Source organism: Janthinobacterium sp. Bl 1 (assembly GCF_058215535.1).
Genome location: NZ_CM177086.1, coordinates 910,750 through 924,428, shown reverse-complemented (window position 1 = coordinate 924,428; position 13,679 = coordinate 910,750). Strand labels below are relative to the sequence as shown.

General features: G+C 64.0%; 13 protein-coding genes and 1 pseudogene. 6 read left to right on the top strand and 8 right to left on the bottom strand.

All coding sequences use genetic code 11. The annotated features are described in order from the left end of the window. Window positions 1-248 precede the first annotated feature (248 nt). On the top strand, window positions 249-1,055 hold the full coding sequence (locus AC4BCN_RS04185) for a response regulator transcription factor (RefSeq protein WP_490492628.1): 807 nt from the start codon (window positions 249-251) through the stop codon (window positions 1,053-1,055). Here the strand turns inward: AC4BCN_RS04185 and AC4BCN_RS04180 are convergent. Next, window positions 1,052-3,619, bottom strand: coding sequence for a TonB-dependent receptor (locus AC4BCN_RS04180; RefSeq protein WP_490492627.1), 2,568 nt, complete (start codon window positions 3,617-3,619; stop codon window positions 1,052-1,054). The two genes, AC4BCN_RS04185 and AC4BCN_RS04180, sit on opposite strands and share 4 nt — an antisense overlap. A gap of 330 nt (window positions 3,620-3,949) precedes the next feature. After that, window positions 3,950-4,540, bottom strand: coding sequence for a nicotinamide riboside transporter PnuC (gene pnuC / locus AC4BCN_RS04175; RefSeq protein ID WP_139092186.1), 591 nt, complete (start codon window positions 4,538-4,540; stop codon window positions 3,950-3,952). A gap of 137 nt (window positions 4,541-4,677) precedes the next feature. On the opposite strand from pnuC, the gene AC4BCN_RS04170 reads away from it, so the two are divergent. Then, window positions 4,678-5,439, top strand: coding sequence for a substrate-binding periplasmic protein (locus tag AC4BCN_RS04170; RefSeq protein ID WP_490492626.1), 762 nt, complete (start codon window positions 4,678-4,680; stop codon window positions 5,437-5,439). 6 nt (window positions 5,440-5,445) lie between these two features. On the opposite strand, the gene AC4BCN_RS04165 is transcribed toward AC4BCN_RS04170, so the two are convergent. Together AC4BCN_RS04165 and AC4BCN_RS04160 are read right to left on the bottom strand one after the other, a co-directional pair. Beyond that, window positions 5,446-6,147 carry an isochorismatase family protein gene (locus AC4BCN_RS04165; protein WP_198511246.1) on the bottom strand — a complete coding sequence of 234 codons (702 nt, stop codon included), beginning with the start codon at window positions 6,145-6,147 and terminating at the stop codon, window positions 5,446-5,448. A gap of 78 nt (window positions 6,148-6,225) precedes the next feature. Then, on the bottom strand, window positions 6,226-7,092 hold the full coding sequence (locus tag AC4BCN_RS04160) for a pirin family protein (protein ID WP_456148372.1): 867 nt from the start codon (window positions 7,090-7,092) through the stop codon (window positions 6,226-6,228). A 119-nt stretch (window positions 7,093-7,211) separates the two neighbouring features. Between AC4BCN_RS04160 and AC4BCN_RS04155 the strand changes: the two genes are divergently transcribed. Together AC4BCN_RS04155 and AC4BCN_RS04150 are read left to right on the top strand one after the other, a co-directional pair. Then, the gene (locus tag AC4BCN_RS04155) at window positions 7,212-8,117 is read left to right on the top strand and encodes a LysR family transcriptional regulator (protein ID WP_490492625.1); all 906 of its coding nucleotides are present in this window, start codon (window positions 7,212-7,214) and stop codon (window positions 8,115-8,117) included. 46 nt (window positions 8,118-8,163) lie between these two features. Further along, a complete protein-coding gene (locus tag AC4BCN_RS04150; RefSeq protein ID WP_128141139.1) occupies window positions 8,164-8,967 on the top strand; it encodes a metallophosphoesterase family protein in 804 nt (267 codons plus the stop codon). Here AC4BCN_RS04150 and AC4BCN_RS04145 read toward each other — a convergent pair. The 3 genes and pseudogenes from AC4BCN_RS04145 to bla form a co-directional block, all read right to left on the bottom strand. Continuing rightward, window positions 8,964-9,137: a hypothetical protein gene (locus tag AC4BCN_RS04145; RefSeq protein ID WP_189396679.1), complete on the bottom strand. Its 174-nt coding sequence runs from the start codon at window positions 9,135-9,137 to the stop codon at window positions 8,964-8,966. The genes AC4BCN_RS04150 and AC4BCN_RS04145 overlap by 4 nt on opposite strands. Window positions 9,138-9,148: 11 nt before the next feature. After that, a pseudogene (locus AC4BCN_RS04140) lies at window positions 9,149-10,360 on the bottom strand (RtcB family protein). A gap of 279 nt (window positions 10,361-10,639) precedes the next feature. After that, window positions 10,640-11,584 carry a subclass B3 metallo-beta-lactamase gene (gene bla, locus AC4BCN_RS04135; protein ID WP_139092189.1) on the bottom strand — a complete coding sequence of 315 codons (945 nt, stop codon included), beginning with the start codon at window positions 11,582-11,584 and terminating at the stop codon, window positions 10,640-10,642. A gap of 124 nt (window positions 11,585-11,708) precedes the next feature. On the opposite strand from bla, the gene AC4BCN_RS04130 reads away from it, so the two are divergent. Continuing rightward, window positions 11,709-12,512, top strand: a complete 804-nt coding sequence (locus AC4BCN_RS04130; RefSeq protein WP_490492624.1) for a metallophosphoesterase family protein — start codon at window positions 11,709-11,711, stop codon at window positions 12,510-12,512. Here the strand turns inward: AC4BCN_RS04130 and AC4BCN_RS04125 are convergent. Next, the gene (locus AC4BCN_RS04125; protein WP_490492623.1) at window positions 12,509-13,036 is read right to left on the bottom strand and encodes a dihydrofolate reductase family protein; all 528 of its coding nucleotides are present in this window, start codon (window positions 13,034-13,036) and stop codon (window positions 12,509-12,511) included. The genes AC4BCN_RS04130 and AC4BCN_RS04125 overlap by 4 nt on opposite strands. Window positions 13,037-13,077: 41 nt before the next feature. On the opposite strand from AC4BCN_RS04125, the gene AC4BCN_RS04120 reads away from it, so the two are divergent. Next, the gene (locus AC4BCN_RS04120) at window positions 13,078-13,674 is read left to right on the top strand and encodes a TetR/AcrR family transcriptional regulator (protein ID WP_189396680.1); all 597 of its coding nucleotides are present in this window, start codon (window positions 13,078-13,080) and stop codon (window positions 13,672-13,674) included. The last annotated feature ends 5 nt before the right edge of the window (window positions 13,675-13,679 follow it).

Genomic DNA, 13,679 nt, shown 5'->3' with positions numbered 1-13,679 from the left:
GACGACAAAATACTTGTGCCAAGAGTCAGAAACCCGGGGACTCCGGCATTTTTTGCGGCATTGGCAAAACAGATTTTTTGGCAAGCGACATTGCTTAAAATCAATGCATGAGTGAATTATTGGCGATCTGGGAAATCCGCGCTTCTTCTGGCGGAGAAACATCTTTTGAAACACGAGAAAAGCAGAAAAAAAAGAAAAAGCGAGGCATAATAAGCCACAACTTGCTATTTGGTTAAGTCATCCATGCCATGCCATTGACCAGCGAAACCATCAAAAAAAATATCTTGATCGTGGACGATTCCGCGTTCGAGCAGCGCATGCTGATGGAACTGCTCAGCGAGCAGCCCTATCGTTTCAGCATCGCCTTCAATGGCTACCAGGGCTACCAGCTGGCACTGGCCACGCATCCAGACCTGATCCTGCTTGACGTGCGCATGCCTGAAATGGATGGCTACACGGCGTGCCGTTTGCTCAAGGCCAATCCCGAAACGGAAGAGATTCCCGTGATCTTTCTCAGCGGCGCCGATGCCGCCAAGGAGCGCATCATGGGCTTGCAGGTGGGCGGCGTCGACTACATTTCCAAGCCGTTCACGCCGGCAGAACTGGCCGCGCGCATCCATATCCACCTGGGTTTGATGCGTAAAAGCAACGGTACGCCACCGACAACGGCGCCGATCAGCGACAAGCTGCAGCATCCGGACCTCGTGTTCGTCAATGCCGTCAAACAACTGATCCTCGACAACCTGGGCAGCCTGCCGAACCTGTCCGAAATTGCCCGCAGCGTGGGCACCTACCGCGAAAAGCTGACCCTGATGTTCCGCGAGCAGACGGGCATGACGGTCTTCGCCTTCATCCGCGAAGCGCGCATCGCCCGCGGCGTGGAACTGCTGCAGCAGACCGAGATCGACGTGCAGGACATCGCCCTGCTGATCGGCTTTCACAACGCGGGCAACTTCGCCACGGCTTTCCGCGAACGCATGGGCGTCACGCCCAGCGCCTACCGCCAGCGCCTGCAGGAGCAGACGGGGCAGCGGCAGGTGTCAAACGGTCATTAGAACTTGTAGTTCAGCTTGAGCGAGGCGAAGCGGCCGCGCGGGTCGGCCTGCGTATAGTCGAAACCCGAGGCCGAGTAATCCCACGGCGCGCGCTTGTTGGCCAGGTTTTGCACGATGAAGGTGACGTTCGCCGCTGGCGTGACTTGCCAGCTGGTGGTCACGTCGAACGTGCTGAAGGCGGCCACGGATTCATCAAGATGCGTGTTTTGCGCATAGCTGCCCACGTAGTTCCAAGTGAGCGTGGACGACCACTTGCCCTGCTCCCACGTGGCCGACGTGACGCCGCGCCATTTCGGAATCGAGCCGAAATAATTGGTGCCGGCGCCATCGGTGAGCGGCGCGCCGTCGGACAGCGGTTCGGCAAAGCGCAGCACGCGGCTCAACTGGCCGGCCAGGGTCAGCTTGCCCCAGTCCTTGTCGACGAAGCGCTGGCGCAGGTCGAGGTCGATACCGGACACTTCGCGCTGCCCCTGGTTGCGGTACTGGCGGTACAGGGTCGTGATGCGGCCATCGGCATCGCGCGTGATCTTCTGCGGCGCCGACGCTTCGTTGGCGAGCGTGGTGGTGGCGCTTTCCGTGCCGATCACGCCATCTTGCTTGATGCGGTAGTAATCGAGGCCGATGCTCGAACTGCTGCTCGGCGATACCACCACGCCCAGGTTCAGGTTATTCGAGCGCTCCGGACGCAGCGCCGTATTGGCGATGGTAATGGCCGTCACGCCGCGCGACTGCGTGGGCGTGATCGGGTCGCGCGGATCGATCACGCCGGTATAGCTGACGGCCGTGCTGTCGGTGATTTCCGGCAGCGACGGCGCGCGGAAGCCGCGCGACACGGTACCGCGCACCAGCAGCCACGGTGCCGCCTGGTAGCGCGCGCTGGCTTTCGGCGAAAACGCATTGCCGAAATCGCTGTAATGGTCGGCGCGGCCCGCCAGGTTGACGGACAGGTCTTTTACGACGGGCACGTTGAATTCGGCAAACAGGGCCGACACGCTGCGCGAACCGTTGATGATGTTGATGGCCGGACGCAGCTCGGTGCCCGACAGCACGGCCGTCGAGGTTTGCGAATCCATCTTTTCGCGGCGCCACTGCGCGCCGGCGGCAAAGCCCAGCGGACCGGCAGGCAATTGCCACAGGTCTTTCGCGGCCGAGAAGTCGACGGTGTCGAGAGTCGACTCGGCCGGACGCAAGGTCGACAGGCGCAGGCGGTTGCGCACGGCTTCGCTGTTTTGCGACTGGTCGAAGAAGTTATAGCTGCCGTCGGCCAGCACCTTCTGGAATTCGTAGCGGTTGACGAAGTTCTGCACGGTTTCTTCCAGCTTGCTGCTCGAGTGGCCCACGGCCGCATCCCAGTCCCAGCCCGCCAGCGTGCCTTTCACACCCGCCAGCGCGCGGTAGAAGGTGACCTTGTCCTGCTTCAGCCGTGGTCCCAGGTCGAACAGGGTGGCCGTGAACGGCAGGGGCGTAGTGCCCGGATTGTTCGGGTGGCCGACCGGCAGCACGACGGGAATGGTGTCGAGCGCCTGGGTGGCGTTGTTCCACACGCGCGTGGCATTGTTGACGGTGAGCGGCGCGCTGAAGGTCTGGTCGGCGCGCGAATAACTATGCAGCAAGTCGACGTACGCTTCCGTGTCCGCGTTCAGCTTGAAGGTGGCGCGCGCGGCCGTGTGCACGCGCTTGATGCCGGGGATCAGGGTTTTATACGGCGACGGGTTATACGCGAGCACCTGCCCCGTCTTGCCGGGGGTGATGTCGCCATAATTGACCAGCTGCAGCGGTGCGCGCACGCCGCCCAGAGTCCGCGTCGGATCGCTGCCCGCATAATTGGTGGCTACCCAGCCCAGCGCGCCACGCTGCTGCTTGCGGAAGTCCGCATCGCGCATCCACGCCACGTCGCTTTGCTGCAGCTTGTCGCGCTGCTGCGCGTCAATCGAGAAGACCAGGCTGTAGCCGTCTTCCTCGAGCTTGCCGAAACCCGTCTGCAGCGCCGCGCTCTTTTCATGCTGGCCCGTGCCTTCGGTCGAGCCGCCCCACTGCGCCGTGATGTCCGTGCCCGTGAATTCCTTGTACAGGATGATATTGACGACGCCGGCCACGGCGTCGGAACCGTAGATCGACGAGGCGCCATCCTTGAGCACCTCGATGCGCTGCACGGCCGCCATCGGCAGGCTGTTCAGGTCGACAAAGGTTTCCTGCAGGTTTTGCGCCGTCGCATAGCTGGCCACGCGCTTGCCATTCACCAGGATCAGGGTATTTTTCTGGCCGATGCCGCGCAGCGACAGGCCCGAGGTGCCGGCCGAGAAACTGCCCGTATATTGTTCGTTGTAGCTGTTGCCGCTATTGGCCGAGATGGCGCGCAGCACATCCGACACGCTGGTCTTGCCGCTGGCTTTCAATTCCTTGGCCGTGATGACTTGCACGGCGCTGGCGCCCTCTTTTTCGCTGACGCGGATATTCGATCCGGTCACGTTGACGCGCAGCATGTCGTCCTCGGCGTGGGCGATGGTCGAAACGGCGGGAAAGGCGGCGGCGATGGCAAGACTGATGGCGAGTGGTTTGAACATGGTTTCCTCTTATTGGGATTGCAGCCTTTTTCACATAAAAAAGGCCGAGCAGGGGCACGCGGACCGGGTGGGTCTGCGGGAAAAACGACGACGGGGGGATGACGGAATTACGGGATGCGTGGACGGCCACGCACCGGCATCCACTGCGCCATGCATTGCATGGTCAGCTGGTGCCGGGTGGCGTAAAAACAGGCAGAAAGGGTAAAACGCAACATAAAAGACACCGGTAAGCGGGGAAAGGCCACTATATCCCGGTGTCTTTATGGGGTGAACGAATTAAAAATTGAATGTATATACGATTTGGATCTAAGGACTTGGTTTTTGGCAATATCAGGCGTCGACCAGCGCCTGTGGCGCGGCCGCCGCGCGGCGTGCCTGCACGCTCCACCAGTACCAGGAAATGACGGCGTTGACCCAGTAGGCCGCATACAGCACGGCCGTCAGGTGCAGGCCACGGCTGTAGTAGAGCGGCACGGCCACCGTGTTGACCAGCAACCAGAAGGCCCACGTCTCGATGCGCCGGCTCATCAGCAGGAATTGCGCGATGATGCTAAATACCAACACCGCCGAATCGATGAACGGCGCGTAGGCATTCGTGAAGCGGTGCAGCAGCATGCCGTAGATCGCCACGGAGGCGATGCCGGCCGGGACTATCCAGGCCAGGCTGCGCCAGCCCGTGCGCGTGATCGGCAACGGTTTGCCACCGGCGCCGCGCCGCCATTGCACCCAGCCGATGACGCAGGTGACGATGAAAAACAGCTGCAGCATCACGTCGGCGTACAGGTTAACCTGGAAAAACAGCACGGCAAACAGCACGCAGCCGACCATGCCGATCCACCAGGAATGAATGTTATTGCGTCCGGCCAGGATGATGGAAGCAGTCATCAAGACATTGGCGGCGATCTCGAGCGGGGGAGTCAAGCGGATTTCCTTTGGGTGAAGACACGCCGCCACTATAGCCCATTTGATATCCGCAACCCGCCATGCACTGCTTGACTTCCGTGGCCATTCTGGCAAATTGCTAAGCAGTACCCCCTGAACCACTGCGGAGATGTTCCATGCGCTTGCGCCACGTGCTGCTTGCGGCAACGCTGCTTGGCAGCGTCCTGCCCGCCCTGGCCTGCCGCATGACGATGGCGCTCGAGCAATGGCCGCCGTATGTCTACCGCGACGCCCAGGGCAGTTATACGGGCCTGGACCTGGAACTGCTGCGCGCCATCTTCAAGGAGGCGCGCTGCACCTTGCTGACCGTGCCGGAACTGCCCACGGCGCGGCGCCAGTTGCTGTTCCAGAAAGGCGAACTGGACCTGCTGCCCGCCGCGTCCGAGACGCCGGAACGCCACTCCTATGCCCGCTTTTCCCTCTCGTATCGCGATGAAGCCGTCGGTGTCTTCAGCAAATCCGGCGCGCCCGGCAACCACCGCCAAGTCGCCAGCTTCGCGCAGCTCGCGCGCGGCAAGTCCACCCTGCTGGCGCCCAAGGTGGGCTGGTACGGGGCCGACTATGCGGCGGCCCGTCCGGCACTGGAAAAAGACGGCCGCCTGAATACCTTCGGCAGCTTCCGGCAAGGCATCCTCATGCTCGACGCGGGCCGCGCCGACCTGTTGCTGGGCGACGTGCTGGCCGTGCGCCACGAAGCGCGTCTGCAGGGTGTGGCCTTGAACACCCTGCCCTTCCTGGCACTGCGCGCGCCCGTGCACCTGATGCTCAACGCGCGCACGACCAGCCCCGCCGACCCGGCGCGCCTGAACGCCGCCATCACGCGCCTGGAACAGCGCGGCGTGCTGGCGGCGATACGCAGCAGCTATGAAGCGCCTTAGCGGCGGTCAGCCCTTCGATGCCGCCTCGAGGATTTCCAGCTTCGTTTCGCGGCCATTCTTTTGCACGCCCTGCGCCTTGTCATAGCTTTCGATCAGGGCGCGGTACGGCGGCACGATGTGGTCGGTCATGATGGCGGCGAATTCCATCGCGTCGGCGCGGTTCCAGGTACTCATCACTTCAGCCAGCACGGCATACGTGTCGATCGGCACGGCGCCGGCCTGCGTCACGCGCGCCATGGTGATATCGGTGGCCATCTTCGACCAGTTGCCCGAGGCGTCGATGATGGCAAACACCTTGTAGCCGGCCGCCAGCGCGCTGATGGTGGGGAAGGCCATGCACACGCTGGTGAGCGTGCCGGCGATCAGAAGGGTCTTGCGCCCCGTCTTTTCAATCGCTTCGACCCAGGCCGGGTTGTCCCAGGCATTGATCTGGCCCGTGCGCGGGATATAGACGGCTTCCGGGTTGAAATGGTGGATTTCCGGGATCAAGGGGCCGTTCGGGCCGTCAGGCACGGAAGCGGTGGTAAACGTCGGCATCTTGGCCAGGCGCGACAGCTTGGCCAGCGCCGTGACGTGGCCGCGCAGCACGTGCTGCTCGATGTCGCGCACCAGCTGGAACAAGCCGCTCTGGTGGTCGATCAGCAGCATGACGGCATCGTCGGGATCGATCATCGGTGGCAAACCTTGGAAGTTGGCGGGGGTGCTCATGGTGGTCTCCTGAAAAACCGTGCCGCGGGATGCGGCACGGGTACTACACAAATTCGCTACACAAATTCACTGCACAAATTACTTCGCGATGCGGGCGAAGCGGCCGCTGTTGAAATCCTCGAACGCCTGCGCGATTTCCGCTTCGGTGTTCATGACGAAGGGGCCATGGCCGACGATGGGTTCATCGATCGGCTCGCCACTGAGCAGCAGCACCACGGCGTCATTGTTCGCCTCGACGGTGATGCTGTCGCCGTCGCGCTCGAACAGCGCCATCTGCGCTTCGCGCACCACGCTCTCGCCATTGACCAGCGCCGTGCCATGCAGGACGATCAGCGCCGTGCTCCAGCCGCGGGTCACGGGCAGTTCCGTCAGCTTGCCTTGGGCCAGGCGCACATCCCACACCTGCATCGGCGAGAACGTGCGGGCCGGACCATGCTGGCCAGCGAAGTCGCCGGCGATCACGCGTACGGAACCTGCATCGTCGGGCAGCGCCAGCGTGGGTATCGTGTCGCTGGTGATGGCCTGGTAGCCGGGCGCCGTCATCTTGTTTTTCGCCGGCAGGTTCACCCACAGCTGCACCATTTCCAGGGTGCCGCCCGACTGCGTGAAGGCTGGCGAGTGAAACTCTTCATGCAGGATGCCGGCGCCGGCCGTCATCCACTGCACGTCGCCGGGGCCGATCACGCCGCCCTGGCCCGTCGAATCGCGGTGCGCCACTTCGCCCTTGTAGACGATGGTCACCGTTTCAAAGCCGCGGTGCGGGTGCGAGCCGACGCCGGGCGGACGGGTGCCGGGTGCAAATTCGGCGGGGCCGGCATAGTCGAGCAGCAGGAATGGGCTCAGCTGCTTGCCATGGCCGTTATACGAAAACATCGAGCGCACGGGGAAACCATCGCCTACCCAGTGCTGGCGCGGTGCGCTGTAGATACCTGTGACTTTGTTCATCTCGATCTCCTGTTGAGGTTTGCATTACGATGGAGACAGAATAGACCTGCAACGATGAAGCGGGTAGACGGTAAAATAGGCCATCAGCGTTCTAAAAATGGAACGATCAAGGAGGCGGCATGCAGGACCTGAATGACTTGTATTACTTTGTGCAGGTGGTCGACCATGGCGGCTTTGCGCCGGCCGGACGGGCGCTGGGCATGCCGAAATCCAAACTGAGCCGGCGCATCGCGCTGCTGGAAGAGCGCCTCAGTGCACGCCTGCTGCAGCGCACGACGCGGCATTTTTCCGTCACCGACGTGGGGCTGACGTTTTACGAGCATTGCAAGGCGATGCTGGTGGAAGCGGAGGCGGCGCAGGAAGCGATCGAACTGACGCGGGCCGCGCCGCGCGGCACGGTGCGCCTGTCCTGCCCCATCGCCCTGCTGCAATCGCTGGTCGCGCCCATGCTGGCCGGCTTCATGCGCGCGCATCCGCAGGTGACTCTGTTATTGGAAGCGAGTAACCGCCGCGTCGATCTGGTGGCCGAGGGCATCGACGTGGCCATCCGCGTGCGTCCGCCGCCGCTGCCCGACAGCGACCTGGTGCTGCGCGTGCTGGCCGAACGCGGCCAGTGCATGGTGGGCAGCCCCTTGCTGTTCGCCGGTGCACCGCTGCCGAAGGCGCCGGCCGACCTGGCCGACTGGCCCAGCCTGGCCCTGGGCATGCCGCAACAGCACTACCAGTGGGATTTGCATGGCCCCAATGGGGCGCGCGCCCAGCTGCGCCATACGCCGCGCTTCGTCACGGGCGACATGCTGACCCTGCGCGACGCGGCCGTGGCCGGCGTGGGCGTGGTGCAGCTGCCGACCATGATGATCACCGAGCAGGTGGCCAATGGCAGCCTGCTGCAGCTGATGGAGCAATGGCGGCCGCAGCGCGAAATCATCCACGCCGTGTTTCCCTCGCGGCGCGGCCTGCTGCCGGCCGTGCGCGCACTGATCGACTACCTGGCGCACAGCTTCGCCGCACTGCCGGAAGAATGAGGGTTTTCAGGTACGATGGTGTTCTTTCAACAGGCGTGAAAACAGCATGCGTTTATTGATACTGTCGGATCTGCACCACGAGCTATGGCGCGATGAAGCGCCGCAGGGCGACCTCGCGCTCAGCTGCCCCGACGCCGTCATCCTGGCCGGCGACATCGACACGGGATCGCGCGCCGTCGCCTGGGCCGCCAGCGCATTCGCGGGCCTGCCCGTGCTGTACGTGCATGGCAATCACGAAGGCTACGGCCACCATCTGGACAAGGTGCGCCAGGAGCTGCGCGCGGCCTGCGCCGCCACGCCCAACGTGCATTTTCTCGATGCGGAGTCCTATGTGATCACCGACCAGGCAGGCAACAAGGTGCGCTTCCTGGGCGCCACCCTGTGGACGGATTTCCGCCTGCTGGGCGACGACACGCGGCAAGCGGCCATGCGCGACGCGGAAGCCGTCATGAACGATTACAAGCGCATTCGCCTGGCCGGCATGGGCTTTCGCAAGCTGCGCGCGGCCGACACGGCCATGTTCCACGCGCAGCAAAAAGCGTGGCTGGCGCGCGAACTGGCGCAGCCCTTCGACGGGCGCACGGTAGTCATCAGCCACATGGCGCCGTCGCTGCTGTCCGTCGACGATGCCTACGGCAGCGAGGGGTGTTCGCCTGCCTACGCTTCGCGCCTGGACGACCTGGCCGCGCAAGCAGACCTGTGGGTGCATGGCCACCTCCACGTCTCGCGCGACTACCGCATAGGCCCCTGCCGCGTCGTCAGCAACCCGTGCGGCTACAGGACGCGCAGCGGCACGCCGCAAAATCCCGCTTTTGATCCGAACTTCATCGTCGAACTGCCGGTCCGCTAATCGTCCGGCTTCAAACGGCCCGCCAGCCATTGCTGCAGGCGGTGCTTGCCGGCCCGGCGCGCCGCGCGCGGCGACGCCTCCGACTGGTGCGCGCCGGCGCCGCCGCGCAGTTTCGCTGCCGCCACCAGCGGGTTGCGCGGCTTGGGCGTGGCTTTCACTTTGATTTTCATATGCTCTCCTTTCAACCCTTGATGCAGACGACCTGGCGCAAGGTATGCACCACCTCCACCAGGTCGCTCTGGTGCGCCATCACGGCGTCGATATTTTTATAGGCGGCCGGAATCTCGTCGACCACGCCGCCATCCTTGCGGCATTCGATGCCGGCGGTCTGTTCGGCCAGGTCGAAGCGGTCGTAGCGGCGCTTCGCCTCGCTGCGGCTCATGCTGCGCCCCGCTCCGTGCGAGCAGGAACACAACGACTCCGGATTGCCCTTGCCGCGCACGATGAAGCTGCGCGCGCCCATGCTGCCGGGGATGATGCCCAGCTCCCCCTGCCGCGCCGAAATGGCGCCCTTGCGCGTCACGTACAAGTCGGCATTGCCATGCGTTTCGTGCGCAATGTAGTTGTGGTGGCAGTTGATGGCTTCTCCGTCGAGCTGGAACGGTGGCACAAACTTCGCCAGCACGTCGAGCACGCGGCGCATCATCTCGCTGCGGTTGAGCAGCGCGTAATCCTGCGCCCAGTCCACCGCTTCCACATAGTCGTCGAACACCGTGGAGCCTGCACTCAGATAGGCCAGGTCCGCGTCCGGCAGTTACTGCAGCTGGTGGCGCCGCATGTCCTTCTGCGCGGCGGCGATGAAGTATCGGCCGATGGCGTTGCCGATGCCGCGCGAGCCCGAATGCAGCATGATCCACACGCGCTGTTCCTCGTCGAGGCAGATCTCGATGAAATGGTTGCCGCCGCCGAGGGTGCCGGCCTGGCAGATCCACGTGCGTTCGAACTGGCGCAGCATCTTGGCGATGCCGCGGTGGCGCTCGACGATGTGCTCCAGGCGGCCGGCGAGGGGACGCGCGGCGCGTGCATGGCGCGAACCCTGAACGCGGCTCCAGTCGTGCTGCTCGAAACCGACGGGCACGTCCGCTTCGATGGCGCTGCGCAGGCGCGCCAGGTTGTCGGGCAAGTCGCTGGCCGTCAGGGTGGTGCGCACGGCGTTCATGCCGCAGCCGATGTCCACGCCCACGGCGGCCGGAATGATGGCGCCGCGCGTGGGAATCACGCTGCCGACGGTGGCGCCGATACCGGCATGCACGTCGGGCATGGCCGCCACATATGGATGGACGATGGGCAGGCTGGCGATATTGCGCAGCTGGCGCAATGCCTGCGCGTCGATATCGTCGGTAAAAATATGCACGGGCACATGGGCGCCGCGCAGTGTCTGATGAATGGGCATAACGGTGTTCCTGATGTCTGCGTTATGCCGGGGTCCTGGTAAACCAAAAAACCCCGGCGAGTTTCCTCACCGGGGTTTTCAAGGACACCGGCTCGGGATCGGCAAGATGCCGATGGCCCCGAGCGTCATGCGCGGGGCTAGTGGAGGTACGACTTGCTGCCAGCCTGCTCGAACATGGGTATCCTTTCTTTTGTTGGGTTAATCTGCACTGCGGACGATGATTCTGCACCGGATGCTGCAGTGCGTCAACCGCTTTTCATGGCGAACGCGCCAACGTTGTTATTTTGTCGCAGCCGCTTTTTCCTTGGCGATGCGCGCATCGAGCTTCGCTTCATTTTTGGCCGCATAGCTGCTGCACGCCTGCGTATCGATAAAGGGATTCGGCGTGACGCCTTCCAGCAATTGCGTCAGCTTGCGGTCGCCGCCCGAGTGGTCGGGGTGAGCCGAGATCAGGATGTCGCACGGCAGTTTGGCGAAATCCCGCATGACCTGGCGGAAGGCCGGCGTCAGGTCCGCATGGCGCTCATCGCCCAGGTAGTGAAAATCGTCGGCCGCCACCGGCGTGAGGCTGGCGCCGAACACCACGTTCAGGCAGTCGGTACGCTCCGCATCCTCGCACGACACCCAGGTCCAGCTGGTGCTGCCCGGCGTATGGCCGGGCGTGTAGCGCGCCGTGACGGTCACGTCGCCCAGTTGCAGGGTTTCGCCATCGACGATTTCGCGCACGTTTTCCACGGCCGGCATGGGGTCGATTTCACCCGCTTGCGGATCCATGGCGAGCACCGAGCCTGCACGCAGCGCCTGCGCACCGAGCGGGCTGGCGACCACTTGCGCGCCGCTGTCGCGGGCCAGGGCGGCGATGCCGCCCGAATGGTCGAAATGCGCTTCCGTATTCAAGATGAACTTGATGTCTTCCAGGCGAAAGCCCAGCTCGAGGATATGCTCCTTGATGGCGGCCACCGATTGCGGCAACGCGCCATCGATGAGGATCAATCCCTCGCGCGTGTCGATCAGCACCACGCTCAAGCCGCCCACGCCCACGTAATACGTGTCGCCGTGGATGCGCGCCGGCTGCTGCGGGCGGTTCCACTGTGCCGCATAGGGTGAGGCGATCGGCTGCGTCAAGGGATCGATGGCGGGCGTTTCCGCATGCGCGGCAAACGGCAGCGCCATGGCGGCCAGCGCGATGCTGAGCAAGGTCTTGGGAAGGAAGAAAGGCGGCATGCGGCTCCAGGGTAAGTTGCGGTAATCGATGCCACAGGGTAACGTCGCTACCCTTGCGCGGTCAAGCAGACGGGCGCGGCGACTTGCGCTACGATAGAGGCCCAGTCACTGCTCCCCTATTGCCATGCGTCTGCTGATCCTGTCCGACCTGCACCTGGAAGTCTGGGGTGACGACACCCCCGCCATCGACCTTGCCGCCTGCCGACCCGACGTGGTGATCCTGGCCGGCGACATCGACACGGGCAGCAACGCCATCGCCTGGGCCGCGCGCACCTTTGGCGCCCTGCCCGTGCTGTACGTGCATGGCAACCACGAAGGCTATGGCCACCAGCTCGAGCACATGCAGGACGCCGTGCGCGGCGCCTGCGCCAGCGCGAATGCACAGGGCGCCAACATCCGCCTGCTCGACGGCGACGCGGTGACGCTTGGCGGCGTGCGCTTCCTCGGCGTCACGCTGTGGACGGATTTCCTGCTGTTCGGCGAGGAGCGCCGGGACGAAGCATTGAGCGCGGCGCAAGCCTACATGCCCGACTACAAACGCATCAGCACGGGCGGCGACACGCCGCGCCTGCTGTGTGCGAGCGACACGGCGCAGCTGCACGCGCGGCACCGCGCCTGGCTGGAGCGGCAGCTGGCGCAGCCCTTCAATGGCAAGACGGTCGTCATCACGCACATGGCGCCATCGATGCTGTCGGTGGAAGAGCAATACGCGGCGAACCTGGGCTCGCCCGCTTTCGCCTCGCAGCTGGACGATGTGGTGGCCCAGGCCGACCTGTGGGTGCATGGCCACATGCATGCCTCGCTCGACTACCGCGTCCAGGATTGCCGCGTCGTGTGCAACCCCTGCGGTTACAAGCGCCCCGACGGCACGCCGGAAAATGAACGCTACGATCCCGGCTTTATCGTCGACATCGCCAGCGCAGACTAATTTTTCCGATAGCGCAGCTGCACCACGCCGCTGGGCAGCTGGCGCGTGCCGTCCAGGCGCCAATCGCTGCGCGGCAAGCCGTCCTCGAACAGGCGCACGCCCTTGCCCAGCACCACGGGCAGCACGGACAAGGTCAGGCTGTCGATGATCCCCTCACGCAAACCGGCGCGGATGACGGCGCCGCCATCGAGATACACGTGGCGGCAACCCTCCTCCGCCAGCGTCTCCAGCACTTCCCGCACGCTGCCTTCACGGCGCTGCTCGCCATGGCGCGGTGCGAAACCGCGATGGCTCAATACCACCACGCGCTTGTCCGCATACGGCCACGGTTCGAACCCCAGCACGGCGTCATACGTGGTGCGGCCGATCAGCAAGGTATCGACTTGCTCCATCAATGCCGTGTAACCGGTGGCCTCGGGCGAGTCGGGCGCCAGTTCGGCCAGCCAGGACAGGTCGCCGTTTTCTCCCGCGATGCAGCCATCGAGGCTGATGCCGAGAAACACACTGACAAAAGGTTTTTGCATGGGTGCTCCTTGATTTAATTCTACAGTGTAGAATTATGCCCATGAAAACCAAAAAACTTCAAGACCTGGAATCTCCCGTGCGCCGCGCCGGACGTCCGCGCCGCACCAAGCCCGCGTTGGACAGCGCCGCCATCCTGCAAGCGGCCCTGGCCCTGCTGGAAGAAAAAGGTGACGCATTTTCCATGCGCGCGCTGGCACACAGCCTGGGCGTCGACGCCATGGCCGTGTATCACTACTACGCGGGGAAAGAGGAATTATTGCTGGCCTTGATGGCGCAGCGTTTTGCCGCGCTCGATCCGCGCCAGCCACCGTTTACACAACGCCAGGGGCCGCAGCGTCGTCTGCTCGCGCTGTGCGCGCTGTATCTGGAGCTGGTCAGCGCCACGCCGTATTTCGTGCGCCTGATGGCGCGCGGGCTGGTGGAGCAAGCCGACGTGGCCGAGCGGTTCACGGCGCTGTTTGAGCAGGCCCTCGACGGTCTCGAGTTGGACAAGAAAACCCGGCTGCGCGGGCGCGATGCCGTCGTCGATTTCCTGCACGGCTATGCGCTAGCGGGCAGGCCGGCCAGCGAGACGCAATGGCACGCCTCGGTCGGCCTGATCCTGGCAGGCATGGCCGCCGGGCGCACTGCGGTGTGACGACG

Excerpts from the sequence above, each read along its gene's own strand:
- AC4BCN_RS04120 (WP_189396680.1), top strand. The coding sequence starts at position 13,078 with ATGAAAACCAAAAAACTTCAAGACCTGGAATCTCCCGTGCGCCGCGCC.
- AC4BCN_RS04185 (WP_490492628.1), top strand. The coding sequence starts at position 249 with ATGCCATTGACCAGCGAAACCATCAAAAAAAATATCTTGATCGTGGAC.
- AC4BCN_RS04165 (WP_198511246.1), bottom strand. The coding sequence starts at position 6,147 with ATGAGCACCCCCGCCAACTTCCAAGGTTTGCCACCGATGATCGATCCC.
- AC4BCN_RS04160 (WP_456148372.1), bottom strand. The coding sequence starts at position 7,092 with ATGAACAAAGTCACAGGTATCTACAGCGCACCGCGCCAGCACTGGGTA.
- AC4BCN_RS04155 (WP_490492625.1), top strand. The coding sequence starts at position 7,212 with ATGCAGGACCTGAATGACTTGTATTACTTTGTGCAGGTGGTCGACCAT.
- AC4BCN_RS04125 (WP_490492623.1), bottom strand. The coding sequence starts at position 13,036 with ATGCAAAAACCTTTTGTCAGTGTGTTTCTCGGCATCAGCCTCGATGGC.
- AC4BCN_RS04180 (WP_490492627.1), bottom strand. The coding sequence starts at position 3,619 with ATGTTCAAACCACTCGCCATCAGTCTTGCCATCGCCGCCGCCTTTCCC.
- bla (WP_139092189.1), bottom strand. The coding sequence starts at position 11,584 with ATGCCGCCTTTCTTCCTTCCCAAGACCTTGCTCAGCATCGCGCTGGCC.
- AC4BCN_RS04145 (WP_189396679.1), bottom strand. The coding sequence starts at position 9,137 with ATGAAAATCAAAGTGAAAGCCACGCCCAAGCCGCGCAACCCGCTGGTG.
- AC4BCN_RS04150 (WP_128141139.1), top strand. The coding sequence starts at position 8,164 with ATGCGTTTATTGATACTGTCGGATCTGCACCACGAGCTATGGCGCGAT.
- AC4BCN_RS04130 (WP_490492624.1), top strand. The coding sequence starts at position 11,709 with ATGCGTCTGCTGATCCTGTCCGACCTGCACCTGGAAGTCTGGGGTGAC.
- AC4BCN_RS04170 (WP_490492626.1), top strand. The coding sequence starts at position 4,678 with ATGCGCTTGCGCCACGTGCTGCTTGCGGCAACGCTGCTTGGCAGCGTC.